Below are 24347 nucleotides of genomic sequence, written 5' to 3' on the forward strand. Positions count from 1 at the left end.
AAAGCTGACTGGCTCATATACCGAATGCTTTCCTGGGGAACCCGCTATCAGGTATGCCCATTGCTGTAAACGTGCATATAGGAAGCTGTGGCGCACTATCTATCAGATCGGCAATACGGTAGATCCAGTCAGAGTTTGGCCCAATTTGACTGATGAGATACCAGATGACTGCAATCAGTCCCATCAATCTTTTCCTGTTATTATTAGAGCTTGGTAAGTTTTTGAAAAAATTAGAATTTTCATATCTCAAAGGGTTGGAGCAAGACTGGTTCCAAAGGCGAGAATGGTGAGCACAGCGGTTGCGCGCAGTATTAATTTCTTTCAGCCAATTCTTTAAGTTTCTTGGGTATTGAACATTCACCTTTCTGGCAATAGGTACTTGATATTTCTCACATAGCATTTCGAAATATTTGGACGTGTTCCTAAAATCCCAAGCTTCGACTGCTACCCAAAATGGTATAGATCTCTTACTAGCCCTATGCCATTCAATATGATCCTCGGTGCATCGGTCAATCTTATCCTGCTGGCTGCTCAGCCAGTTTTCCCAAGCATTGAGGGTTTTTCCGTTATTCACATAATCTTTAGTATGGAATTCGGCGATATATTGAGGATCAATATAGGCTAAAGGATCTTTCCTTCCCATCTCGTGTGCTATAACGGTTCGGAAATAAACTTCAATTCTTTCAATGGCATCCATCAAGAGCATGCGAAGCTTTTTGTCGAAAAGGTATAATTCGAAACACGCAGAAAAATTTGTACCTTCGAGAAATTGACTCATGCGTTTAGGCTTGCCAAATTCCTGACGTTGGTATCCCTTGCTATCGATATCGATCTTTCGACATGGGTACCAATACCCGCTAAGACGGTAATATCCCACTTGAGAGATTTTGCGAATTGCGCGCTCAGGATCATCGACCTCCATTCCTCGTTGCCGAAGGGTATCGATCAAGTCCGAGTATTCTGAGAATGGTTTGGGAGGGGTGGGGGATGTCATAAATGCAACACGCAGAAATAAGAAGGCCCACACATAACCAATTTAGGTCAGAGGAGCGGGCGCTGTTATTTGTTAAGTTACACGCACTCGCATTGCGCGTCAATGTTAATTATCCCTTTGTTTTAAGCTTCTATTAAGTCGCTGTCATCGGATCGCGTGCTTGTCATCACCATTCAAATTACACGAATGCCTTTGTAGCCAGCATCCCCGCCTGGCTATTCGTCGTCGGTATCCACCCTGCATAGATCCGCGCCGTGGTCACTACGCTGGTATGCCCCATCTGCTTGGATACCCACGCGAGTGGCTCGCCAGCGCTGACCATCATGGATGCGTAGGTGTGGCGGGTTTGGTACGGGCGGCGGTACCGGACGCCGGCGCGCTTTAATGCGTGGGCCCATAGTGTTTTGCGTATCGCCTGATCGCCTGTCCATGGCTCGCCTGTGCGGGGGTTGAGGAACACGCGGCCGCTGGGGTGTAGGTAGCTGAGTGTCTTCTGCGTTTTCAGGGCTTCCAGTGCACGGGGCAGAAGGTCAATAGTGCGTGTGCCTGCTGTGGTCTTAGTGGTTTCCGCTTCGCCTTTGGCTGCCTGGGTGATGGCCCGTGTGATCCGGCAGCGCTTTTGCCGCCAGTCGATATCTCCCCACTCCAGCGCGACTAGCTCTGATGTGCGTAGCCCGCTCCATAGTGCAAACTGAATCAACGGTAAGCCGTCGCTGGGGAGGGCGGCTAGTATCGCGGCTTGCTCTTCGGCTGTGAACGGGTCGATATCATCCACCTCTTTGGGCGGTTCTATTTTCCGGTAGTGCCAGCCTGCTAGGGGATTGCCTGCAATCATCTCATCGTGCATGGCATCATCCAGCGCTGCTCGCAGTGGGCTAATGAGGTTTGATATTCGTTTGTTGCTGCAGGTCAGGCTTGATGCCCAATCACGAACATGGCCACGCTTTAGCTCTGCCAGTAGCAGGTGGCCGAACTCGGGGATCAGCTTACCCTCAATGGTGTTTTTATAATCTTTGTAGCTGCTGGCTTTCAGAGTGGGCTTTTTGGTGGCCAACCAGGTGCGCAAGTACGTATCGACTCGATCCTGGCGCATGAACTTGCGGGCGTTCTTACTGCGGGGAAACGTCACTTGATAATCAAACGTGCCGGCATCGATCGATGAAATGACCGCGGCGCGATGGCGCGCCGCTTTCTTCAGGTTAGCGGGGGTGGGCTCGAGCTTGAGCCGTTCGCGGCAGCGGGTGCCCTGGTAGTAGAAGTCGATTTCGATACTGCTGGTCGAAGCGATCCGGACCCCTTCGTAACTGCTCCCTTGGTTACCCACCGTGCATACCCCTCAAGTGACATTAGTATTCGCCCGTCCGGCGCTTTGAAAAACTGCTCATCCTGGCGCCAATCCCCCCGCTTGATCTTCGATCTGATCGCAAACTCGCTGTATCCGGTCAGCTCGCTGAAGCGCTCAATGGTGACGTGATCAATGGCTAGCATGGTCGCCTCCTGGAAGTGTGCAGGTTGCAGGGGCGCTTTGGCTTGGCATCGTTTCGGACTTAATGCCAAAAGTGTGTTCCTTCATGCCACGCCCTCCATGTGACGTTCGATGACTTGGTGATCGTTAGCGGCCGCGAGCGCGGCCATGGGCAGCGGGCTGACGCTGTTGCCGCACATGCGGGTTTGCGCGGTGATGGTGAACGGTTTTCCATCGTGTCCGCGATCGATGATGTAGCTATCGGGAAACCCTTGGGCGCGGTAGAGCTCGCGGGGTTTGAGCATGCGAAGGCAGATATCCACGATGACGTAGGGCGTGCCTTTGATATAGACGGTCACTAACGCCAGCCGGTCTTTGGTGGTGATGGTGGTCATCGGCTCTTGCAGGTCTGCCCACTGGCCACCGGTGCTGTGGTAGCGCATTAGGAATGCGGCCACCTGCAGGGCGCTTTCTTCTACCTGAGGCGATAGGGTGCAATGCACTAAGCCGTGGTGGTTGGCCCCGGCGGTGATGGTGTGCAGCGGTTCGTTTACGTCTGCACCGCTTTGGTTTCTGCGCTGTACCATCAGGTGCGCTGTCACGATCTGCTGCTGAGTACCGCGCCCGGTGATCGTGCTTAGCGGGTCATCGGCGGCGCGGCCTGCGCCTTCGTAGAATCCGCCGTTCATTTGCGCCATGAACGCGGTTGCCACTGCCATGCCACTGCTGGCGGTGATTGTGTTCATCGGCTCTTCAATGTCGCGGCTGCCGATTCCCCAGCGTTGAACGCCACCGGGTTTGCCTTGGCCGTGAGCGAGCTGGACTAAGCAATGAGATGCCACGGCGAAGCTGCCGCCTTTGGGCCATGCGGTAATCGTGCGTAGCGGCTCGCTGATGGGTTGAACGACTTCGCCGGACCCGTAGTTGGCGATCGGCACGATGAAGGGCTGGGAAGAATTGATCACGAACTTATCAATGCCCTTGGCGATGCGCTTCAGCGTGTTCTCTGCGAGTGGGCGGGGGCGATTGAAGATGCTTTTGCCGAGATCCGACCAGTCAATGCAGGATGCCGCCGAAGCATAGCGCTTTTGGCCTTTGGCAGGCTTGCGGGCGTTGGTAGCTGCAGGCCAGACGATGGGTTGGCCATCCCGGCGGGCAATGAGGTAAAGCCGTTTGCGGGTAGTGGGTGCGCCAAAGTCGCAGGCGGCAATGGTCCGCCACTCGACGACGTACCCCAATGCACGCAGGCCACTGATAAAGTGCCGCCAGTTCTGGCTGCGGCGCTTCTTGCAGGGCACCAGGAACTGCTCACTGATCGGTGTTTGCTCACCAGGTGCGGCAAAGGTGCCGTCTATCTTCATGACTCGGCCGGTGGCTTTACAGCGTTTGGCAACCAGTGGGCCCCACTGCAGAATTTGCTCGACGTTCTCAAGCGAGATCACGCGGGGGCGTACCAGGCCTGCCCACTTGTGAACGACCCAGCTGAGCGAGCGGATAGCGCGCTTACGCGGTTGCCCGCCACGGGCTTGGCTGTGATGGGTGCAATCCGGGCTGGCATGCAGCCAGCCAACCGGCTGGCCGCGTGTGGCGGTAAGCGGGTCCACTTCGTACACATCGGTTTCATAGTGGTCGGCGCCTGGATGGTTGGCCTTGTGCATGCTGATCGCGTCGGGATCGTGGTTGATGGCGACGTGCACGGGGCGCTTCAAGCCCATCTCTAGGCCGGTGCTGGCACCGCCGCCGCCCGCAAATAGGTCGACGTTGATTTCGCCTTGGTAGTCTAGGGCGTACTGGGTGCGCCAGTGGGGAGGCTGTCGTTTCATTGGGTGCCTCCCGCTTCTCTTCTGATCTGGTTTCCCACCAGGATGACAACGTTCGCGGCTTGCTCTCTGGGGGTGTCGCCAAACTTATTCCAGTCGATGGTGCCGTTTCGCAGTTCTTCAGCAACACGCAGGCAGCCTTGCTGCTGCTGGTCAGCGCACAATGTTTTTAGGCTTTCTTTAGGTGCGCGTTTCAGCACAGTTTTAGCGTCATCGGCGTAGGCGGGGGTTACTTCGCCGTCATGCGCCAAAGTGTGCAGTACCGCTTGGCAGGCGGTGAGCTCACGGATCAGATCCGCTTGGTAGGCAGCCAATGCATCGCGTTCTTCTTCAGCAGCGGCTGTTCTTCTACCTAGCTCGCGGTAGCCGCCAAGGTAATTACTGGCAGCCTTGGCGACCATTTCCCGGTTAAATTGCTCAGCCTCCAGCGCCCGGGCTTTCCACTTATCCCGCCGCTTTTTCAGCTTCTCAATCGCGGCCAATGCCTGGACGGTGCCGCCCATGGTTTGATCTTCTTTGCGGATACCCGCGGCTTCAGTCAGTTCAACAATGCTGTCGATCGACATGGTGAACATTCGCTTATATCGCTGAGCTTCTTCAAAGGCCGCTTTCGCGGCCTGCTCAGAGTCTTGGAATGAAATACGCCATGCTTCGTAACTCATCCCCGGCCCCCTTGCCCGTAGGCCTTGAGCGCTTCGGTCAGTGCTTCGTGTGGGCCCCACTGGCGAATGTTGTTCTGGAGGTCGCCCGCGCTCATCCAAATGCAATCCATATCGCCTTCTGCATAGATGATCTCGATACGGGCGCATTCAGCCCCGCGCATTTGGCGGCGCTTGTTGAACTCGATGAAACGGAACTGGGGGTATTGCGGGCTGGCTTCGGGGTGCTGTGGTTGGGTGCTCATGCGTCACCTCCTGCAGCTGCGGCTTTTGCGGCTGCGCGGTCTAGGCGTTCGATCTCTGCCGCAATCAGGGCACCCGCTTTTACTAAGTCGCGGCGTGGGTCGGTGGGTTTCCACCAGTGGCGCTTGAAAGGCCAGTCACTGGTGGAAACCCTTTCCGTTTGAGGCCATCCTTTTTGTATGGCGAGGCCTGCCACAGAGGCGTAGCAACTAGCGGCGGTGGCCAGCTCTCCTTTGGTGTAGCCGTCATCGTCTTCACGGCTGAACTCTTCAATGGTGATTTGCCGCATGCGCTCGCGGTAAACGTCAGAAAACGGGCTGGATACCCGGCTGTTGTCGCCTGCGTAAGTGCTATCGGCACACAGCAGTAATTGGGCAAAAACGTGCTTAGCGAGGACGGACACGATCAGGATGCCGTATTCGTTCTCGAAGCGGGCTATCTCGGTGTAGCCTTTGGGTGCTGTATTCTCTAGCTGCTCAATGTACGCCGTGGAGTTCGCTTTGTAGCGCGTAAACTCTTCGCCATCGCTTTCATCAAGGGGAAGCTCGTAGGTGTTGGTATGCACTAGGAAGCCGAACGGTTCCAGTACGTCTTTTACTGGCTGCTCTTCAAAAAGGGGGTGGTCGAACAATAGGTGAAAGTGCATCGGTTTGCTCCGTGGTGGTAGAACCCCGCCGCTGGTGGTGGGCATCGGCGGGGTGGCGTTGCGGGGAGGGCTTACGACTTCTTGAAAGCACCAAGTAGCAGGGTGCTGTGTTCGTCTAGCTCATTGGCCAGCACGTCCTTGAACTCTTTCGCCATCTCTTCCCTGACGGCTTCCAAGCCGATAATGCGCAGCTTCAGGCGCGGCTTGCTGTCGTCCGCGAGGATGGAGACGCGAATATCAAACGTGCGGAACGACAGCCCCTCATACGGTAGGCAGTGGAAGCGGATGATGTCGGGTGTGCTGTCACCTGCGCTGGCATCTAGCGCGTCCATGCCTGACCGGCTGCTGCCCCAGTCGCGGTCTTCCGATACCCGCTCAGAGGTCGCCTTGATCTCGATGCGTCGGACGGCGGCCGCCAGCTTCTGAGCGGTCATCTCTTGGCCGTTGCTGTCGATCCCGGTGATGCAGTGGTGCCAGTCCTCAATCCAGTGCGCCAGTTCCTTTTGACCAAACGCGCTTTCGTGGGCATTTAGGCACGCCACAAAGGCGCTGGTTTTTTCCAGGGTAAGGGTGGCTGTGTGGTCGCCGTGGCCTGGTTCAGCGGCGTTGCCCAGGTCAAAAAACGCCTTGGCCGACATGGCGTCTACGTTGACGAAGACGCGTGATTCATCCTCTTCGTTGACGTAGGCGGCGTAGTCTTCGATCGAACTGGTGGTGAAGCTGCCACGGAAGCGAGCGGGCGATTGCTGAAAGTTTTCAAGCGACTGCAGCTCGTAGCCCTTCGGTACCAGCATCGTGGGGGTGTCGGTGCCGGGGTTGCCGATCTGCGCGGCGTGAACGAGGGCTTCAATCTTTTCGATGGCTTGGTGGTCCATGTTCATCATTCCTTTTGCATTGGTTTGCATTGGTTTGCGTTGGTGGGGGTTGGGTGACTTCGTGCGCTGGTTAGGCGCGCTGGGTGTTGCCTTGGCCTTCCGGCTGGAAGTCGAACTTGCCCTGGTTCTCGGGGAATAGCGTGAGCTTGCCGCCACGGCCTACGTAGAGGGGCGTTTTGGTGGTGTTCTCCTCGCTGCGTTTGCCCTTGGCGGTGGGCACTACGTAGCTGAGCCGGTGGGCGCAATCGACCTGGGAGCTGTCCGCAATCTGTTTCAGGCTGAACTTGACCGTAACTTCAGCGGCTTTGCTGTGCTGCACGCAGCCTGCAGCGGCATCGCTGAGGGCGCGTGCCAGCTTTTCGCGGAAGATGCCGGCGTCTAGGTCGTCCAGCAGGGCGTTGATATCGGTGGAGGTGGGTTCGTTTGCCATGGTTGGTTTCCTCTTGCGTGGTGGTGGCCGTTTGGCCGGTGCTTTCGGCGTTGCGTGAGCAACGTCGCGAAACGGGTGATGGCTCAGCCGTCATTGGCGGCGTCGCGCTGGATACGGATGTTGAGGCGGTTGGCGATGTAGAGCAGGCCGCGCTCCGTGACCAGGGTTTTGCCGTAGGGGCGCTCGGTGCCCAGCCCTGGGTTTTCGTACACTTTTAACTCGACCACTAAGCGGCCGGTGCTGGTGTGGGGGCGGGTAGCCACGTTGTTGGCATCCAACATGCCAATCTCGCGTAAGCGCTTGCATAGCGTGTTGCGGCCGGTGCCGAGCAGCGCGGCGGCTTCTTGCAGCGTGTAGCGCTGGCCGAGTACGCGAGGCGGTTGGGGTCGTTGCGGGGCGTTCATGCAGCGTCTCCTGTGGGCGGGGTTAGGAGGGCTTCTAGTTCGCGGGCGATAGCTTGCAGCTCGCTCAGTGCTTGCTCGCCCATATAAGGGACGCGGCCGGGTAAGCTTACGTACATCACTTTGCGGGCCTTGTAGTTACCTAATGCCGTATCACTGAACAACATCACGTCGACATTGAAAGTGTGGACGTGGCCTGTGTACTCCGTCGAAACGGCATAGGTGCCTTGCATGGTGATCGTGATGGCCAAGTCTTGGATGTAGGCCATGGCATCACGGTGTGCTTGCGTTAGCACCGGGGCGGGGAGGTGGGCAACGGTGTTCATGCGGCCACCTCTTGATCGGCAAGCAATGAATCAAGACGTGACGCTACCTCTGGGTAGAGCGTACGGCTCTGCCAGCGGCGATAATGAGCGATGACTTTGTCGCTTTTGCGAATGATCAGCTGGTCAATGCACCACAGCGCTCCAGCAGGTGCGCGAGTGCATTCAATCTGAACGCCGCCCTGGTGGCTGGGTAGCGTTAGCTTGCCGCCAATTTTGATAAGGCGACGAACAAGGCGTTCTTGGCTGGTAGACATCATGCCGCACCGCCTTGGCGGCGATAGCGGGCCGCTTCTTCAGGCGTGAGCAGATGGATGGTGCGGGATTTAGAGCCAGCGCGCCGGGCGGCAATACGGCCTGTAGTGGCTTGCATGGCCGCGATGGCGATGTGGCTGTTTCCTGCGGCCGGGTGCATGTACACCCGGCATGGTTGGGCATTGGTTTGCATTGTCATGCTCCGCTGGTGGGCTCGGAAGATGACAATGAGTTTTGAACACCAAAAAGGTTTTGTCAACCGTTAAGGTTAATAATCTATCAGGTTATTTTTTGGCTTTGAAAGATTATAGCTTTTTCACCAGATAAAGCCCTTTGCCGACGACCTCCCATGAGTCGCCCATCTTCATGTACTGAGGTTCCCATTTTGGGTTTTTGGCACAAAGGTAATAATCACCGTCTTCGTAACGAATTTCTTTGAAAGTGCCGCGGTTGGTTTGAGTGCATCGAGCGTACACAACATCGCCAGACACCCATTCCGCATCAGGATCAATGACGATGCGATCACGTGGCTGGAAGTCAGGAAGCATCGATACGCCATCCAAGATAAGCACAAAAGAGTTCTTGCTGCAGTTACCTGGTGCTGGCACAAATTCCTCTATCTCTGCTTCCTGAAATGTCTCGCGAAGGGCTCCTGCCGTGGCCATGCCTACTACTGGCAGCATATGGCCAACTGGATGCAGAATGGCTGCATCATCGGCTTCTGTACCACTATCATCATCTGTCTTCCCGTAAACCGCGTTCCGGATATCATCCAAGTAATTGTCGGGTAGGTTCAGTCGTTGCTCTATGTGGCGCGCGAGCTTCTCTCCGATGTTTTTGGTCGGATTCTTGCCTGCAAAGCTGCTGCACTGGCTCGGGTGGCGGTCAAGGGCATCAGCAAGCTTCTGCAAGTTCATGTTTCGCTGCTCCATGACTCGATGGAGTAGCTCGAGGCGAAGTTTGTGTATATTCATATGGTTATTCTTCAACATAACCACCAAGGTTGCGATAACCATAAGGGTGTTGATTTAATATCTCAGAGGTGTCATTCTTGTTGAAATGGATCATCGGAGATAAGCCATGAGACTTCGTGAATATCTGAAAAGCCAAGATGAGAAAAGCCTTGAGCATTATGCCGAGCGCGTAGGCACATCCACGAAATATCTGCGCGCTCATGTTATCGGCGGCAGCAGAGGGGCTTCCTTGAAATTCATGCGAGCGCTGGCCCGCGAAAGCGGGGGGGAAGTATCTCTCACAGAGGTTTTGATGCACTACGGCGTGACCGCTGAAGAGCTAGATAGCAAAGCAGCTTAGTTAGTGCTTAGAGGTGCTGGGAAACCTGCCATAAGGCAGGCCCCCAGCGGATGCCAAAGAGGGTCTGCCCACCACAGACTGATCCCTCATTGGACTTTTTGTTACGCAAGAGAGCAAACCAATAAAGCCGCCTGCGCAACAGTTCCTATCATACACCACTGGGGAGCTGTTGCGCATGGCATAGAATCGGGAGTAATGCCATGTCTAAACGCTGGCCCACATCAAAGGAGCGCGCTGAGCGCGAAATCCTGCCCCTCAATTTATCCCTTTATCACGCAGCGCGTGACTACCCCGGCGGCGGCAAGGCCATTGCGGCCGTGTACGGGCTGCCTGCCACCACGCTGCAGCATCGCTTAAACCCCAACGCCGATGCCCACAAGCTGACCATCGACGACCTGGAGCACGTGCTAGAAGCGACCCGTGACCCGCGCATTCTGGATTCGCTGCTGGCTTTGGTGCCGGGGGCACATTGGTTTGAGTACCAGGAGGCGACGACTGATAGCAGTGAACAGCAGTTGATGGAGTCGGTGGCTGAGTTGTCTAGCCGTGTCTCGGATCTGTTGAGCCGTATTAGCGAGCACCGGAAAGATGGTGTGTATACCGCCGGTGAAGTCTCGGAGTTGAAAAAGCTAAAGGGCCAGCTGATCGGTGCGCTGCAGGCGTTGCTGGTATGTGCTCAGCAGTTTGATGGGGAGGTGAGCCGTGGATAAGGCCGATATCGCTAACGACTACATTGAATGGCGTACTGAGCAGGCGGTCAATGCCCAGAGGCAACAGTCCAGTGCCGTGGCTAGCCGTGCGGTGTGTAAGGAATGCCACGAGCCGATCCCGGCAGCGCGCCGTCATGCGGTGCCGGGGGTTCAGTTTTGTGTTGGGTGTCAGTCTGAGCTGGAGGCGCGGTGATGGATTTATCAATGCTATTTCTTGGGACCAGGTCTTCCGTTGCGGGGAACCTGTCTTCTAGTCATCGGGGATTTAGGGTGACCCAAGCTCGCTGCGGCCTTCTTTTTCAACAGCTTCGCTTGAATGATGTAGCGCCTAGCTTTTGTATTATTCCTTTTCACGAACGCTCCGGGGGTGATTGGTTAGCTACAGAACCGCAGAAATTTATTCCAGAAAGTGAGCTGTTCAACGAGTTCTTTATCTTCCAGGTTCAGTTGTCGGGCCGCATCAATTTCAGCGACAAGACGCAGCCCTTCAACAACACCAATATCCTCGCCATGCAACTTGATCAGGCGACTGTCGAAGGCCTCATCAGAGAGCTTATGCGTCTCGCTCCAGAGATCGGTGTACATTTTGCGGCTGACTGCAGCATGCACCTTAGCCTCGGCGGGCTTATAGACGATTTGCAAGATGCTTGTGAGCGTCAGCAGCACCCCAGCAAAACTAGCGAGCAAAGCGTTGCTGTTAGAGATAGATCCAGCCGCGCTGCTCAAGCCGATCAGTGTCACCAGTGTCAGTGCAAGATCCGCATTGCGTGCCAAATTGCGGTATCGGCTGAGAAGGCAAATGGCGAATCTAAGTTCCCACTCCATGTCATCACGGTTTCGTGTGTTGCTTGTTTCGATTTCCATATTGCCTCCTCAGGCATTTTCATGAGCTTTAGAGCTACTTTGGCTTTGGCCGGGGGTTTCTTGGCGCTTGGTTGGGTATGTATTCGCGATCTGGATCTTTTGGATGATCGAGGTTGCCGCCACACATGGTTTTCATGGGCGCTCCTTGTTTCTGGTGGTGGGTTTTGGTTCGCACCCCTAAGTCTACTGCAAGAGCAAAATGAGCGCCCACCCTTCGAAGGTCATGCTGTAGAGGAGGTGCATCATGCAGCATGATCTATTGACCTTAGATGAGCTGCGCTTGGCGTTGACTCATATCCCCGCCGATGACCGTGAAACGTGGGTGAACATCGGCAATGCCGTCAAAACCGAGTACGGCGATGATGGCTTTTTTGCCTGGGATGAATGGAGCCAAGGCGGTGCCAGCTATAACGCTAAGGACGCACAAAGCGTGTGGCGTAGCTTGCAGGTGGGTAGTAACCGCATGGGTACCATCATCCATCATGCCCAGCAGTATGGATGGAAGCGGGAACGGCAAGAGCTGAGCGCTGATGATCGTAAGCGCATGAAGGCCGAGCAGGATGCCCGACGTAAAGTACGCCAAGCCGAGATCGAGGCCGATGAACAGCGCCGTGAGGCAATGCGTACTACGGTGGCGATGGCGTGCCGCCACTTCATCAAAAAGCACTGCGTGCGTGATGGGCAATCTGCCTACCTGGACGCCAAGCAAGTGGGGGCGTTTGGCGTGTGGTTTCCGCGTTGCTCGGTGGTGATCAGCATTGATGACCAGGCGCAACGGGCGGACGTGTGGCCGGGCATGGAGGTGAAACGTTTCTTTGAGGAGCTGCCCCAGCCGCGCCCTGACCATATCTCTTTCATGCGCATTCAGCAGGGCGATGTAGTGGTGCCGCTTCGGGATGTGAACGGCACGGTGGTGTCGATTCAGGTGATTCGGCCCAACGGTACCAAGCTGTTTCCGAAGTATGGCCGTAAGGCGGGTACGTGGCACCGCATTGGCGATGCCAGCGAAGCGCCCACGGTGGCGGTGGCCGAAGGTTATGCCACAGCGGCCACTATTCACATGGCGACGGGTTGGCCGGTGGCGGTGGCGATGGATGCGGGCAACCTGCAGAGGGTTGTGCCGTTATTGGGCCAACTGTATCAGCAGGCGCGCTTGGTGATTTGCGGGGATGATGACCCGCAGGTGAAGGATAACCCTGGCCGTAAGAAGGCCGAGGAGATAGCGCAAGCCATGCACGCCGTGGCGGTGTTTCCTCAGCTGAACGGGGAGGCCGCTTAATGGCTGATTGGAATGATCTACACGTTGCCCAAGGATTGGATGCGGTAAGGCAGCAGCTTTATGCTGCCTTGGAGGCGGCGAACGACAACAGCCAGCCTCTCCCCATCGCCCCCTCTCTGGAGTGCGGTACCAGTGAACAAGGTCAAGGGCAGGATAGCGCGCTCACACACCCGCCGGAGGGGCAGGAGGAGAACCCTTACGGCGTTCGCATCCGCAAAGATGACATGCTGCGTCACTTCCGGCTGATTTACGGCACGGATTTAATCTGGGATGGCATGCGCGGCAAGCTGATTCGCGTGCCGCATGTTCGTGAGGCGGTGGGTCGTGAGACGTTCAAAGAGTGGCAGGACCACCCGTGGCGCATGATTGCCGAGGATGTGGTGTTTGACCCCACTGAGGAAGTGGACCCGCGCTTGAACGTGAACCTGTATGACGGCTTCAAGATGACGCCAGACAAACGGGGTGCCGATGGCTGCGAGCGAATACGCGGGCATGTGTTTCGGTTGTGCGGCCAACGGGAAGAGGAGTATTGGTGGCTGTTACGGTGGATGGCGTTGCCGCTGCAGCAGCCCGGTACCAAGATGGCCAGTGCTGTTCTAGTGCATGGTGCCGAAGGCACGGGTAAGTCGCTGTTGTTTGAAGGCATCTTGAAGCGCATCTATGGCGAATACGGTGTGACCATCGGCCAGGCGCAGTTGGAAAGCCAGTTTACGGGCTGGCAGTCGCGGCGGTTGTTCGCGTTGGCTGAGGAGGTCGTCAGCCGTGCTGAGAAGGCGCATTACAAGGGCGTTCTCAAGCATGTGGTCACCGGTGATGAACTCCAGATCAATGAGAAGAACATGCCGTTGCGCAGTGAGCGTAACCATGTGAACTTCGTGTTCCTTTCCAACTCAACGGTGCCCCTGGAGCTTGACCTGGGGGATCGGCGTTACTTCGTGCTGCACGTGGAGGATGTGCCGCCGCCGGATTACTTCGAGAAGCTGGCCGATGAAATCGACCAGGGCGGCGTCGAGGCGTTTTACCATTACCTGCTGAACCTGCCGCTTGATGACTTCAAGCCGCATACCAAGCCGCCGTTGTCAGAGGCGAAGCAGCGGTTGATCGATTCTAGCCTGTCGCCTGCGCGGTTCTTCATCCATGAGTGGCGCAATGGGGATATCCCCGATTTGCCTTATGGGGTGGTGGCGGTACCGGATCTCTGGAAGGCGTTTCTGCGATGGTGCGAAAACACCAATGAGTTCAAGACGAAACAGCGTTGGTTCTGTGATGAGGTGGCCCGAGACATGCTGAGGGACCGGCGGGATATTCGTTACCCGGCCAGCAGCGGTGACTTTAAGACAACACGGCTGTTCGTGCCGCCAGAATACGCGGATAAGATCGGTAAAAAGGGCTGGCCTGACTTTGCGGCCGAGCAGGCGCGGGCGTTCCGTTTCCGCGTGGAAGTCAAACACGAGGACTCTTGAGTATGAATCAGACAATCAGACAGACATTCAGACAGACTTTCAGACGCAAGAATCCCGCTGTGATGCGGTTTCCGACAGTCCGACAGACTTTTTCCAAGTAGCCCATGCGCGCGCGTGCGCACATGACTAACCCCTTATTATTTCTGTCTGAATGTCTGAAAGATTAAATAACTTATTAATTACTATAATAAATTTAATCAGACAGACATTCAGACAGTGAATCAGACAGTCAGACAGAGGCCGTTATGATCAAGGAAATCGACCAGTTACTGCAGCATTGGGCCGATCAGCTGAGAGGGCAGGGAATGCGTCAATGCTCACCTCTGGGACGCTTGGCGGAGTTTGGCGGCGTGATGCCGTCGGGTGGGCCCAAGGGCTCGAAGGATTTGATGGGCCTTGGTGATATGGATGAGGCAGCCTGGGAAGTGCAGCAGGCGGTTAACGGGCTGAGCGATGAGCTTCAGGTGCTGGCCCACGAGCATTACCTGTGGAACGGCTACAACGATGCGAAAGCGGCGCGCTTGGGGCTGGCTGAGCGCACGTACTATGACCGTCTGCACAAGCTGCACATCGAGGTCAGAGAGCAGCTTCGGAGCCGCAGTAAGCAGAAAAAGAACGGTTAATCGTCAAGTGTTTCGATGCTTGACTAACCATGACTAACGCTGCAATTGGTTTTTTCGTTTGGCATTAAAAACGGCTTGATGCCACCGCAGTCAAGGCCCACCATTCAGCTACTGTCTAGTAGATGCGCCTGCACCACGAAGCCCCAGCTTACCCGCTGGGGCTTTTTGTTGGGCGCTAGACAACCAGTGCTCCCGCCGTGGTGGGCGGTGCCTCGCATGGCTTCGGCTGTGCGGGGCATTTTTATTTGAGGAGGTGGCCATGGCCATGCGGTGGATCGATCACGTCAAAGCGGTGCCGCAGCGGCCGCCCCAGCGCCGGTCGGTAATGATATCGGCTGGGCATAGCAACACGGTGCCGGGCATCGTGGCGAATGGCTACAAGGAAGCGGATATCGTTCAGTTGTTCCGCGATGACGTTAGCGTGCGGCTGAGGTGCTTGGGCATTCAGCATGCGCTGGATGGTGAGCCGGGGGAGAACCTGCCGTTAGGCGAGGCAGTGCGTATCGCTAAGCAGTTTGAGATTGCTATTGAGTTTCATACCAATGGCGGCGGCCCTGGTGCTACCGGTGTTGAAACGTTATCCCGTGCTCATAACAAGCCGCTAGGGGCTGAGCTGTGCCGTGTGACGGCTGACTTGCTGGGCATTCCTAACCGGGGCGCTAAGCCTGAGAACGCCGGTTATCACGAGCGGTTGGCGTTCGTGAGCGATGGCGGCGGCATCATCTTTGAGTTGTTTTTCCTTTCTAACGCGAACGACCTGTATCAGTTCAAGCTGCAGTACAACGCGCTGGTGGATGCAGTAGCGGGCGTGATCGCGGACGCGGCGCGGGCGGCGTGACATTCATTCGACAAAGAGCTCTCTCATGCCGGGACGTGACCCTAACCTTTGGCAGCAGTTGCTGACCTATATCGCGCTGGTTTGGCCGCAGATCTATGCCGGTGGTTTGGCGTTCGTCGTGGCGCTGATTCGTGGCCTGCACGCGGGCAACAAGGCGCGGCAGTCGTGGTTGGAGGCCATCTTGTGCGGTTGTCTGACGTTCGGGCTGTTCCCGGTGCTGCACTACCTGGGGCTACCGGGTGGGTTGGCGGCATCGATCGGTGCCTTCATCGCGTTCAAAGGCACGGAGTGGTTTGGCACGCGTGCAGATGAACTCTACGAAAAGCTGATTGGCAGGTGGCTGAAATGATCAAGCGCATCATGGGCAACTTATCAGGCTGGATGATTGCGGGGCTGTTGGGCATCACGGTGTATGCGGGCATGCAGGCGCGTGAGTATGCGCTGCAGCTCTCGGTGACGGAGAGCCGGTTGGCTCGAGCCCACGATCAGGTGGAGATCCTGCAGGAGCACCAGCGCTGGCAGCGTGAGCAGATCGACACGCTGAGCGCGGTGCTCTCGGCAAGAGATGAGCAGCTGCAGCGTGACGCTGAGCTAGTAGACATGATGCGCAACACGGCGCGGCAACTGGAGAGAGACGATGCGACGACTAGCGATTGGGCTGGGCAGCCTCTGCCTGCTGCTGTTAGCGACTGGGTGCGCGAGCTCGCCACCGACGATGACGGTTCCCGTGGTGGCGGCACCGGAAGTGCCCCCGCACCTGCTGACGCCACTGAGTGAGCCTCAGCGGCGCGTGTCGCACAACCGCGATCTTCTCCAGTTGCTGGCCGACTATGAGTCACTGCGCAGGCGGGCGAATGCGGATCGTGAGTCGGTGTATCAGCTGTTGCTCAAGCCTGGGTCTGCGGGGGAGCAATGAGCAACTACGATCAGCGCCGTGGTTCATCGGCTCAACGTGGCTACGGGTACAAGTGGCAGAAGGCACGGGCGGAGTACCTGCGGGCTAACCCGCTGTGCGTGTTCTGCCAGCGCCGGGGAAGGGTAACGGCGGCCACGGTTGTTGACCACATCAAGCCACATAAAGGCGACCTGAAGCTGTTCTGGCGACGGTCGAACTGGCAGAGCCTTTGCAAGCCGTGCCACGACATCGACAAGCAGCGATTAGAGAAGGGCGGCGCGTTGCCTGGCTGTGATGCCGACGGGATGCCCGCCGACCCGCATCATCACTGGGCTTAAAGCCGCATTTTTGCCTATTTTTGCTTTAAATGAGAGTTTTTCTCATTTTTGGGCAGGGGGGAGTCAAAAGTTCAGGGCTTTTCGGCTCTAGACCGATCCGCCCTCTTTTCTTGTGCAAGCGGGAAAAATGGGAGGGGGGTATCTCGGTGTGGGGGTATCCAAAGCCTAGCATTTCATCGGTTTTGTGCCGATCAATTTCACATTCTGGAGGTTCCCATGGCTGGCAATAAGAACTCCGGACGCCGCCCGTTGCCGGGGAACGTCCATCTACTGCGCGGCAACCCGAGCAAGAAAGGCGCGCGCGAATTGCACGACACCGGCAACGCGCCCCAGTTGAAAGTGGAAGCGCCGCCGTGCCCAGCGTTTTTGACCAAAGACGCCAAGGCCGAGTGGCGCCGTATCGTGAAAGACCTGGAAATTCTTGGGCTGATCACCAAGGTGGACCGCGCTGAGCTGGCCGTTTACTGCCAGGCCTGGGGTGATTGGAAGGCGGCTCGCGAGAAGATCGCTTCGCTGGAAGACAAGGGCATGGTGGAAGTAACCCCCAGCGGTTACAAGCAGATGAGCGCCTGGATGCAGCTAGCCAACCGCGCTGAAGAACGCATGCGCAAAGCGGGCGATAGCTTCGGCCTGAACCCCAGCGCACGGGCCAAGTTGGGCACCGGCAACGTAGGACAAGGAGAGCTGTTCCCCAATGAGCAAAAAGAAACCGCCGCAAAGTACGGTCTGTGACGACCGGGCGACGGCTTATGCTCATGCGGTAACCAGCGGCGAGCTGGTGGCGGGGCCCCAAGTCCGCGACGCCTGCGCCCGCCACCTGCGTGACCTGGAAGAGGGCGAGGCACGTGGCCTGTACTGGGACCTGGACGCCGCCAACCACGCCATCGGCTTTTTCGAAGAAGTGTTGCGCCTCAACGGTGGCCGATTCGAGGGTGAGCCGTTTCACCTGCTGCCGTGGCAGGCGTTTATCGTCGGTTGCCTCTACGGCTGGAAAGCTGAGGATGGCTGGCGGCGTTTCCGCGTTGCCTACGTCGAGACCGCCAAGGGCTCCGGCAAGTCGCCCTTGGCGGCGGGCGTCGGCCTCTACGGCCTGGTGGCCGACGGCGAAGAGCGCGCCGAGGTCTACGCCGCCGCGACCAAAAAGGACCAAGCGCAAATCCTGTTTCGCGACGCGGTGGCGATGGTCGATCAGTCGCCGCTGCTCGCCACGCGCATCGTCAAATCGGGCGCGACCGGCAAGGAGTACAACCTCGCCTTTCACAAAACGAGCAGCTTCTTTCGCACGGTGGCGGCGGACGATGGCCAATCAGGCCCCCGGCCCCACGTCGCGCTGCTCGACGAGATTCACGAGCACAAGACGCCGCTGGTCGTAGAGATGATGCGGGCCGGTACCAAGAGCCGCGAGCAAGCGTTGATATTCATGATCACCAACTCTGGCACTGATCGGCTATCGGTGTGCTGGGACTACCACGACTACGCGGTGAAGGTCGCCAGTGGTGCGCTGGAAGACGATTCGTTCTTTGGTTTCGTCTGTTGCCTGGATGAAACCGACGACCCGTTTGAAAGCGAAGAGTGCTGGTACAAGGCCAACCCATCGTTGGCGTATGGCATCCCCGGCTTGAAGTACCTGCGTGAGCAGGTGACCCAAGCACGCGGTATGCCCAGCAAAGAGGCCACCGTTAAGCGCCTCAACTTCTGCATGTGGGTGCAGGCCGATAACCCCGCGATCAGCCGGGATGCCTGGTTAGCCACGCAAGACAAAGCGTTCGATCTGGATAGCCTGCTAGGCCGCCGCTGCTACGCGGGGCTGGATCTCTCCAGTACCCAGGATTTAACCGCCTTGGTGCTGATGTTCGAGCCGGTACCGGATGACCCCGTGTGGCGAATGATCCCTTACTTCTGGCTGCCCGAAGAGGGCTTGGCACGTAAAGCGGAGAAGGACCGCGTGCCCTACACGCTCTGGAAGGAACGCGGCCACCTGCTGACCACCCCAGGCAAGGCGATCAACAAACGCCACGTGCTGCATCAGCTCTCGGAGATCGCCGCGATGTACGACCTGCAGGGCATCGGTTACGACCGCTGGCGAATCGAAGACCTGACCGCGCTGATCGACGACGAAGGCGTCACGCTGCCGCCCCTGGTCAGCTGCGGCCAGGGCTTTCAGACCATGGCACCCGCCGTGGATGAGTTCGAGCGCCGCCTGGTGAACGTGGAAATGCGCCACACCGGCCACCCCGTGCTGACCTGGTGCGCCGCTAACGCGGTGTACCAGGAAGACCCGGCGGGCAATCGCAAGGTGGATAAACGCAAATCCACGGGCCGCGTGGATGGCATCGTGGCGGCAGTGATGGCCACGTCGCTGACGCTCGGTGAGATCGAAGACGACGATGGCGACCCTGACTTTATTCTGCTGTGACTGGAGATGCCGTGCGCAACTTACTGAACCGACTAACAGGCAACAATGCCGGGCCTGCGGTGCGCGAAGAGCCAACCGTCACGCCGCCGCTTAACAACGCGACAGAGGGAGAGCCCACCGTCAGTAGTTCCGACTACAACGGCATGATGGAGCTGTTTCAGGTCAACCCCAGCTTTGCAGGCCCGGTGGTGACGCCGGAAACCGCGATGCGCGTGACGGCGGTTTATGCCAGCGTGCGCATCTTGGCGGGGGCGGTGGGCACCATGCCGGTGCACATCTATGAACGCACTGCCACGGGCAAGCGCCGCGTTGATCACGATATCTGGTGGATTCTGAACCAAGAAGCCAGCCCAGGTTACACCGCTGCCTCAATGTGGGAATACATCATGGCTTCGATGCTTCTGCGTGGCGACGGCCTGGGTTGGTTCAGGCGAAATCGTCTTGGTGAAGTGGTAGAGATTGAGCCGCTAGCCCGCAACCAGACCATCATCGAGAAGAAGGATGGACGGCTGCGCTACCACACCCAGTTGGATACTACGTCGTCAGCAGGACCGGGCTACAAAGGGCTGGATCAAGACGATGTTCTCCACTTACCTAACGTTGGGTTCAACGGTGTTTATAGCCCCTCTGTGATTGGGCTTGCTGCCAAGCAGGGCATTGGCCTAGCGCTGGCAGCAGAGGAGTACAGCGCCCGGTTCTTCTCCAACGGAGCGCGCCCGGATCACGTCATCACCATGGACAAAACGCCCACGCAGGAGCAGATCGACCGCATCCGCGACAACTGGCTGAAGCGCCACACCGGCACCGCCAACGCGCACTTGCCGGGCATGCTGGTGGGCGGTGCACAGGTGCACCAGATCACCATGAGTTCAGAAGATGCGCAGCTGATGGAAGCTCGCCAGTTCCAAGTAACCGACATTGCTCGGGCGTTCGGCCTGCCTGGCTGGATGATCAACGCCAACGAGAAGTCCACAAGCTGGGGTAGTGGGCTGGAACAGATGGGCTTGGGCTTCATCGTTTACGGACTGCAGCCGCATTTAACCCGTTGCGTGCAAGAGCTCAATCGGAAGCTGTTCCGAGATCGTCGCTACTTCGCTGAGTTCAACGTCTCAGCGCTGTTACGTGGTGATGCCAAGACGCGCTCTGAATACTACAAGGCTGCGCTGGGTGGCACACAAAATCCAGGCTTTATGACCCCGAACGAAGTGCGGGCGAAAGAAAACCTGCCACCTATCGATGGTGGTGAAAAGCTCTACAAACCCGAGGGGCAAACCAATGCCGATGCCTAAGCTGCTCCAGCTTTTCCTGGACAATGTTAACCGCCCGCGTGACTTCAAGGTGGCCGTGGAAGGCGATGAAGCCGAGATCTACCTGTATGACGCCATTGGCGATTGGTACGGCGTGAGCGCTGCCCAGTTCGTGCAAGAGCTACGCGGGTTGGATGTTGCCACTATTCACCTTCGCATGAACTGCCCCGGTGGTGATGTGTTTGAAGGCCGCGCCATGGCCACCGCGCTGGCCCAGGTGAAAGCCAAAACCGTTTGCCATATCGAAGGCTTGGCGGCATCCGCTGCCACCTACGTCGCCGGTGCCTGCGATGAAGTGGAGATCACCCCCGGTGGCTTCTTCATGATCCACGAAGCGTGGACGCTCACCATGGGCAACAAGCGAGATCACCAAAAGCAAATCGACCTGCTCGCCAAGGTGGATGACAGCATTCTGGCAGATTACGAAAAGCGCACCGGAGCAAGCCGAGAGCAGCTAGCCGCCTGGATGGAAGCGGAAACGTGGTTCACCGCTGAGGAAGCCAAAGAGAACGGCTTTGTAGACACCATCACAGACACCGACCGCAAAACCAATCGCGCCGCCTGGAACTTAGCGGCCTACGCCAACGCACCGGCCGCGCTGACCAAGCCGCCAGTGGTGGAAGATCACTACAACCGTGAGCAGGCGGAACGCCGCCTGGCACTGTTAGAACGGCAATAGCGGGCTCCCGCTAGCCAATTCACCAGCCGCCTACGGGCGGTTTTTTTACGCCTAGGAGAAACACCATGCCCAAGAGCATTCAAGAACTGCGGGAGCAGCGCACCAAAGCCGCCAAGGCCTGCCGAGAGCTGCTGGACAAACACCCCGGTGACCAGTGGGGCGATGCTCAGCAAAAAGAGTACGACAATCTGGTTGGCAACATCGACAACTACGATGCCGAGATCAAGCGCCACGAAACCCTAATGGATCGTGAAGCCGAAGAGACGCACCGTATTGAAGATCGCGCCAACCGCGACGGCATCTCTACCGATGAAGCCAGTCACCTGAAACAGAAAGAGCAGAAGATCTTCCGTAACTGGATGCGTAACGGTGTGGATGGGCTGGACGCAGAGGAACGCCAGCACGTTCACCAGCTTCGCCAGCAGATGATGCAGAACGCCATGAGCACCGGTACCGGCAGCGAAGGGGGTTACCTAGCGCCGGACCAGTTCAGCGGGGAGCTGCTGCAGGCGCTTAAAGCTTTTGGCGGTATGCGTGAAGTGTCGAATGTCATCCAGACTGCCAGCGGTGTCGCGATCAACTGGCCAACCACCGATGCCACCACGGAAGAAGGTGAAATCGTTGGTGAGAACCAGCAGGTGGGCACGGGAGAAACCAGCTTCGGCACGCTGCCGCATACCACCTACAAGTTCAGCTCCAAGTCCATCGCCATTCCGTTCGAGCTGCTGCAAGACAGCGAGATCGACATCGAGGCCTACATTCGAGAGCTGCTGAACCAGCGCCTGGGTCGCATCACCAACCGTATGTTTACCGTGGGTACCGGGGTAGGCCAGCCTCACGGCATTCTGACCGGCTCGCAAAGCGGCAAGATCGCCCCGACTGGGCAGGTGTCTGCCATCACCTACGACGACTTGGTGGATACCGAGCACAGCGTAGACCCGGCGTATCGCATGGCGACCTGCCGCTGGATGTTCCACGACCACACGCTGCGGGATCTCAAAAAGCTGAAAGACGCAGATGGCCGACCGATCTGGGTGCCCGGTGTGGCCACCAAAGAGCCGGATACGCTTGCGGGTTATGGCTATGCCATTAACCAGCACATGCCGAAGCTGGGGGCCGGTAACAAGCCGCTGCTGTTTGGTGATACCAGAAAATACATCATCCGTGACGTGATGCAGCTGCAGCTGTTCCGCATGACCGACTCCAAATACACCGAAAAAGGCCAGGTAGGTTTCCTCGCCTTTATGCGTTCAGGTGGTCGTTTGATGGATGTTGGCGGTGCCGTGAAGCACTTCCAGTGCGCGGCATCCTAAACCCTTGGCGGGGCCATGCGCCCCGCTGAGTCTATCTACTTGCTGGAACACAGGAGCTAACCATGGCGACCAAGAAAACCACCCAAGAGGAGGCCACCCAACATGCTGACGCAACCACAGATGAAGGGGCCGCCACCGAGCCAACCACCCCCGAAGCCAGCCCCGCAGCAGCGGCCGATGCCGGTACCGCCGCAACAACGCCCGAACCACCGCCGCCTGCCGATGATGAACCCGAGCAGCCGTTGCCAGAGCTGACGGTGCTCATCCTTCGGGATGAAACCATTGGCGGCATCGACTACCGCCCCGGCGATACTCCCAAGCTACCGGGTGCCGAGGTGGAAGCGCTGGTGGCTCGCAAGGCAGGCGACATTAACCATAAAGCCATCGCCGCCGCCCGGAAGGCGCGCAACGGTGGGGCCAATGAAGAAGCGGTGATCGAATGATGCGCTCCACACTGGTTGCGCCGCCATCGGTCGAGCCGGTCAGTGTGGCAGAGGCTAAAGTGCAGGCGGTGATCGAACATGATGAGCATGACGACATGGTGTCGCGGCTCATCATGGCCGCCCGCCAGGAAGCCGAGCAGCTGACAGGGCGAGCGCTGATTACCCAAACTTGGCAGCAACGGGGCAACCCACACGGCGGGGCGGTAGAGCTTCGCCGCTGGCCTGCGCTGGAAGTGGTCAGCGTCAGCGATAACCGCGGCGAACTGCCCGCTACTGAGTGGGCGGCGCAGCTGGGGGAGTCGCCGGTAGTCGAGCCCGTAGACTGCTTTGAAGGCGTGGTAACGGTGGTTTACAAGGCGGGCTATGGCACTGAGCCGGAAGCGGTACCGGCGCCTATTCGCCAGTGGATACTCGCCACCGCTGCCTCCCTTTACGAACATCGAGAGCGCGCTGTCGCTGGAACCATCACCGCCAAGCATGACTTCCTGGACGGCTTGCTGGATACGTATGTGGTGCAGCCCGTATGAGAGCCGGACGCCTAAGAGATCGTCTAACCCTGCAAGGTTATGGCGATGTGAAAGATGCTATCGGCGGTACCCGCAAGGATTGGTTTGAGGTCGGCACCGTCTGGTGCGAAGTGCGCGGTGTTAGCGGTAAAGCCTTTCTCTCTGCCAGTGCTGAGCAAGCGGAAGTGACCGCTGAAATCCTCATGCGGTACCGCCCCGATGTGCAAAGCGGTATGCGCCTGGTGCGTGGTGCCGAGATCTACACCATCGTGACGCCGCTACCCGATCCCAAGCGCCGCCAACTGCTGTGCATGTGCACGCAAGGGGTGAAACAGTGATTCACAGCCATCTCGACTTCTCAGGGCTTGCCAGCCTGGAAGAAGACTTAAAGCAACTCACGCGGGCTGAAAACGACCGCGTGCGACGCCAAGGGGCTAGGGCAGGCGCTGGGGTAGTGCGTGACGAAGCCCGCCGCCGCGCTCCAAAACGCAGCGGCAAGCTGGCGAAGAACATCGTGGCCGTGACCGCCAAAGTCTCGGAGAACAGCCGGGCAACGGCAGGAGTTCGCGTTCGAGAGCGGGGAAAAGCCAGCGACCCGAGTAACGCCTTCTACTGGAAGTTTGTAGAGCTAGGCACTTCCAAACTTCCACCAGCGCCGTTTATCCGGCCAGCCTTCGATGCCGTTGAACAGCAGGCGGGTGACGCGGCCATTGAGAAGATCACCCAGGCGCTCGATAAGGTGCTGACGAAATGATTCAGGTAGCGATTTACCAAGCCATCGAAGCATTGGCAGAAGGGCGTGTGTTTGCGCTGGTGGCACCCAAAGGCACGGCAGTGCCGTACTTGGTTCACTCGCTGCCCAGCCGCAACAGCGACGACACCATAGCGGGCATGGGCGCTACGAGGGCAAGCGTTCAGCTAGACGCCTACGCTCATTCACAGCTTGAAGCGGATCAACTGCTGGAAGCTGGGATTGACGCGTTAGACCCGCTGGACCCCGGCGAGTTAACCCAACTGCAGGATTACGAAACCGACACTGCGCTCTACCGAGCCACCGCAGAGCTCACGATCTGGCACTAGCCAACAAGCAACACACCACCCGCCGCCGGCGGGTTTTTTTATGGTGCGCCAGGCATGGCGCGCAGCGCCAATTAGGCGCTATCCGGTCCGCCGTGGTGGTTGGCCGGATGACTTGGGGGTGAAAGTCCCCTACGGACCCTGATAGCGGGAACCGTTAGCTGAACAGCA

The 24347-nt window shown here is 57.8% G+C and carries 34 protein-coding genes; 20 read left to right on the top strand and 14 right to left on the bottom strand.

Annotation, left to right across the window (positions count from 1 at the left end):
* Positions 1-13: 13 nt before the first annotated feature.
* From L1249_RS02500 to L1249_RS02560, 13 genes are all read right to left on the bottom strand, one after another.
* The gene (locus L1249_RS02500) at positions 14-922 is read right to left on the bottom strand and encodes an Abi family protein (protein WP_235253012.1); all 909 of its coding nucleotides are present in this window, start codon (positions 920-922) and stop codon (positions 14-16) included.
* 250 nt (positions 923-1172) lie between these two features.
* The gene (locus L1249_RS02505; protein ID WP_235253013.1) at positions 1173-2318 is read right to left on the bottom strand and encodes an Arm DNA-binding domain-containing protein; all 1146 of its coding nucleotides are present in this window, start codon (positions 2316-2318) and stop codon (positions 1173-1175) included.
* Between the two features lie 245 nt (positions 2319-2563).
* Positions 2564-4282, bottom strand: coding sequence for a DNA cytosine methyltransferase (locus L1249_RS02510; protein ID WP_235253014.1), 1719 nt, complete (start codon positions 4280-4282; stop codon positions 2564-2566).
* Positions 4279-4941 (bottom strand): hypothetical protein, encoded by a 663-nt coding sequence (locus tag L1249_RS02515; RefSeq protein ID WP_235253015.1) that lies wholly within the window; start codon positions 4939-4941, stop codon positions 4279-4281. The genes L1249_RS02510 and L1249_RS02515 overlap by 4 nt, the downstream gene beginning before the upstream one ends.
* Positions 4938-5183 (bottom strand): hypothetical protein, encoded by a 246-nt coding sequence (locus L1249_RS02520; protein ID WP_235253016.1) that lies wholly within the window; start codon positions 5181-5183, stop codon positions 4938-4940. The genes L1249_RS02515 and L1249_RS02520 overlap by 4 nt, the downstream gene beginning before the upstream one ends.
* A complete protein-coding gene (locus tag L1249_RS02525) occupies positions 5180-5827 on the bottom strand; it encodes a hypothetical protein (RefSeq protein ID WP_235253017.1) in 648 nt (215 codons plus the stop codon). Before L1249_RS02525 ends, L1249_RS02520 begins: the two co-directional genes overlap by 4 nt.
* Before the next feature lie 71 nt (positions 5828-5898).
* Positions 5899-6702: a DUF2303 family protein gene (locus L1249_RS02530; RefSeq protein WP_235253018.1), complete on the bottom strand. Its 804-nt coding sequence runs from the start codon at positions 6700-6702 to the stop codon at positions 5899-5901.
* A gap of 70 nt (positions 6703-6772) precedes the next feature.
* Positions 6773-7132, bottom strand: coding sequence for a hypothetical protein (locus L1249_RS02535; RefSeq protein WP_235253019.1), 360 nt, complete (start codon positions 7130-7132; stop codon positions 6773-6775).
* Between the two features lie 83 nt (positions 7133-7215).
* Positions 7216-7536 carry a phage antirepressor KilAC domain-containing protein gene (locus L1249_RS02540; protein WP_235253020.1) on the bottom strand — a complete coding sequence of 107 codons (321 nt, stop codon included), beginning with the start codon at positions 7534-7536 and terminating at the stop codon, positions 7216-7218.
* Positions 7533-7859, bottom strand: coding sequence for a hypothetical protein (locus tag L1249_RS02545; protein WP_074211141.1), 327 nt, complete (start codon positions 7857-7859; stop codon positions 7533-7535). The genes L1249_RS02540 and L1249_RS02545 overlap by 4 nt, the downstream gene beginning before the upstream one ends.
* Positions 7856-8116, bottom strand: a complete 261-nt coding sequence (locus tag L1249_RS02550) for a hypothetical protein (protein WP_074211140.1) — start codon at positions 8114-8116, stop codon at positions 7856-7858. Before L1249_RS02550 ends, L1249_RS02545 begins: the two co-directional genes overlap by 4 nt.
* Complete coding sequence (locus L1249_RS02555) at positions 8113-8304, bottom strand: hypothetical protein (protein ID WP_074211139.1); 192 nt, start codon at positions 8302-8304, stop codon at positions 8113-8115. The genes L1249_RS02550 and L1249_RS02555 overlap by 4 nt, the downstream gene beginning before the upstream one ends.
* A gap of 112 nt (positions 8305-8416) precedes the next feature.
* Complete coding sequence (locus tag L1249_RS02560) at positions 8417-9028, bottom strand: S24 family peptidase (protein ID WP_074211138.1); 612 nt, start codon at positions 9026-9028, stop codon at positions 8417-8419.
* Positions 9029-9191: 163 nt separating this feature from the next.
* Between L1249_RS02560 and L1249_RS02565 the strand changes: the two genes are divergently transcribed.
* The 3 genes from L1249_RS02565 (at position 9192) to L1249_RS02575 (ending at position 10328) form a co-directional block, all read left to right on the top strand.
* Positions 9192-9425, top strand: coding sequence for a hypothetical protein (locus L1249_RS02565; protein WP_074211137.1), 234 nt, complete (start codon positions 9192-9194; stop codon positions 9423-9425).
* Positions 9426-9625: 200 nt separating this feature from the next.
* Positions 9626-10135 (top strand): phage regulatory CII family protein, encoded by a 510-nt coding sequence (locus L1249_RS02570; protein ID WP_074211136.1) that lies wholly within the window; start codon positions 9626-9628, stop codon positions 10133-10135.
* Entirely contained in the window at positions 10128-10328 is a 201-nt protein-coding gene (locus L1249_RS02575; RefSeq protein ID WP_235253021.1) for a TraR/DksA C4-type zinc finger protein, read from the top strand. The genes L1249_RS02570 and L1249_RS02575 overlap by 8 nt, the downstream gene beginning before the upstream one ends.
* A gap of 182 nt (positions 10329-10510) precedes the next feature.
* Here the strand turns inward: L1249_RS02575 and L1249_RS02580 are convergent, their stop codons facing one another.
* On the bottom strand, positions 10511-10999 hold the full coding sequence (locus L1249_RS02580; RefSeq protein WP_235253022.1) for a hypothetical protein: 489 nt from the start codon (positions 10997-10999) through the stop codon (positions 10511-10513).
* Positions 11000-11243: 244 nt separating this feature from the next.
* On the opposite strand from L1249_RS02580, the gene L1249_RS02585 reads away from it, so the two are divergent.
* From L1249_RS02585 to L1249_RS02665, 17 genes are all read left to right on the top strand, one after another.
* Positions 11244-12278, top strand: a complete 1035-nt coding sequence (locus L1249_RS02585) for a PriCT-2 domain-containing protein (RefSeq protein ID WP_235253023.1) — start codon at positions 11244-11246, stop codon at positions 12276-12278.
* The gene (locus tag L1249_RS02590) at positions 12278-13741 is read left to right on the top strand and encodes a DUF5906 domain-containing protein (RefSeq protein WP_235253024.1); all 1464 of its coding nucleotides are present in this window, start codon (positions 12278-12280) and stop codon (positions 13739-13741) included. The genes L1249_RS02585 and L1249_RS02590 overlap by 1 nt, the downstream gene beginning before the upstream one ends.
* A 245-nt stretch (positions 13742-13986) precedes the next feature.
* Positions 13987-14364 carry a hypothetical protein gene (locus L1249_RS02595; RefSeq protein WP_235253025.1) on the top strand — a complete coding sequence of 126 codons (378 nt, stop codon included), beginning with the start codon at positions 13987-13989 and terminating at the stop codon, positions 14362-14364.
* 259 nt (positions 14365-14623) lie between these two features.
* Positions 14624-15202, top strand: a complete 579-nt coding sequence (locus L1249_RS02600; protein WP_083602233.1) for an N-acetylmuramoyl-L-alanine amidase — start codon at positions 14624-14626, stop codon at positions 15200-15202.
* A gap of 25 nt (positions 15203-15227) precedes the next feature.
* On the top strand, positions 15228-15551 hold the full coding sequence (locus L1249_RS02605) for a phage holin, lambda family (protein ID WP_074211129.1): 324 nt from the start codon (positions 15228-15230) through the stop codon (positions 15549-15551).
* Complete coding sequence (locus L1249_RS02610) at positions 15548-15979, top strand: hypothetical protein (RefSeq protein WP_235253026.1); 432 nt, start codon at positions 15548-15550, stop codon at positions 15977-15979. The genes L1249_RS02605 and L1249_RS02610 overlap by 4 nt, the downstream gene beginning before the upstream one ends.
* Before the next feature lie 135 nt (positions 15980-16114).
* Positions 16115-16435 (top strand): HNH endonuclease, encoded by a 321-nt coding sequence (locus L1249_RS02615; RefSeq protein ID WP_235253027.1) that lies wholly within the window; start codon positions 16115-16117, stop codon positions 16433-16435.
* 216 nt (positions 16436-16651) lie between these two features.
* Positions 16652-17167: a phage terminase small subunit P27 family gene (locus tag L1249_RS02620; protein ID WP_235253028.1), complete on the top strand. Its 516-nt coding sequence runs from the start codon at positions 16652-16654 to the stop codon at positions 17165-17167.
* Positions 17130-18851, top strand: coding sequence for a terminase large subunit (locus tag L1249_RS02625; RefSeq protein WP_235253029.1), 1722 nt, complete (start codon positions 17130-17132; stop codon positions 18849-18851). The genes L1249_RS02620 and L1249_RS02625 overlap by 38 nt, the downstream gene beginning before the upstream one ends.
* Positions 18852-18862: 11 nt before the next feature.
* A complete protein-coding gene (locus tag L1249_RS02630; protein ID WP_235253030.1) occupies positions 18863-20140 on the top strand; it encodes a phage portal protein in 1278 nt (425 codons plus the stop codon).
* Positions 20127-20837, top strand: a complete 711-nt coding sequence (locus tag L1249_RS02635) for a head maturation protease, ClpP-related (RefSeq protein WP_235253031.1) — start codon at positions 20127-20129, stop codon at positions 20835-20837. Before L1249_RS02630 ends, L1249_RS02635 begins: the two co-directional genes overlap by 14 nt.
* A 65-nt stretch (positions 20838-20902) precedes the next feature.
* Positions 20903-22150 (top strand): phage major capsid protein, encoded by a 1248-nt coding sequence (locus L1249_RS02640; protein ID WP_235253032.1) that lies wholly within the window; start codon positions 20903-20905, stop codon positions 22148-22150.
* A gap of 62 nt (positions 22151-22212) precedes the next feature.
* Positions 22213-22593 (top strand): hypothetical protein, encoded by a 381-nt coding sequence (locus L1249_RS02645; RefSeq protein ID WP_235253033.1) that lies wholly within the window; start codon positions 22213-22215, stop codon positions 22591-22593.
* Positions 22590-23120, top strand: a complete 531-nt coding sequence (locus tag L1249_RS02650; protein ID WP_235253034.1) for a head-tail connector protein — start codon at positions 22590-22592, stop codon at positions 23118-23120. Before L1249_RS02645 ends, L1249_RS02650 begins: the two co-directional genes overlap by 4 nt.
* On the top strand, positions 23117-23437 hold the full coding sequence (locus L1249_RS02655) for a phage head closure protein (RefSeq protein WP_074211121.1): 321 nt from the start codon (positions 23117-23119) through the stop codon (positions 23435-23437). Before L1249_RS02650 ends, L1249_RS02655 begins: the two co-directional genes overlap by 4 nt.
* Positions 23434-23853, top strand: coding sequence for an HK97-gp10 family putative phage morphogenesis protein (locus L1249_RS02660; protein ID WP_074211120.1), 420 nt, complete (start codon positions 23434-23436; stop codon positions 23851-23853). The genes L1249_RS02655 and L1249_RS02660 overlap by 4 nt, the downstream gene beginning before the upstream one ends.
* Positions 23850-24179: a DUF3168 domain-containing protein gene (locus tag L1249_RS02665; protein WP_074211119.1), complete on the top strand. Its 330-nt coding sequence runs from the start codon at positions 23850-23852 to the stop codon at positions 24177-24179. Before L1249_RS02660 ends, L1249_RS02665 begins: the two co-directional genes overlap by 4 nt.
* The last annotated feature ends 168 nt before the right edge of the window (positions 24180-24347 follow it).

It is taken from the genome of Halomonas sp. Cn5-12, from assembly GCF_021532545.1.
Classification (GTDB): domain Bacteria; phylum Pseudomonadota; class Gammaproteobacteria; order Pseudomonadales; family Halomonadaceae; genus Vreelandella; species Vreelandella aquamarina.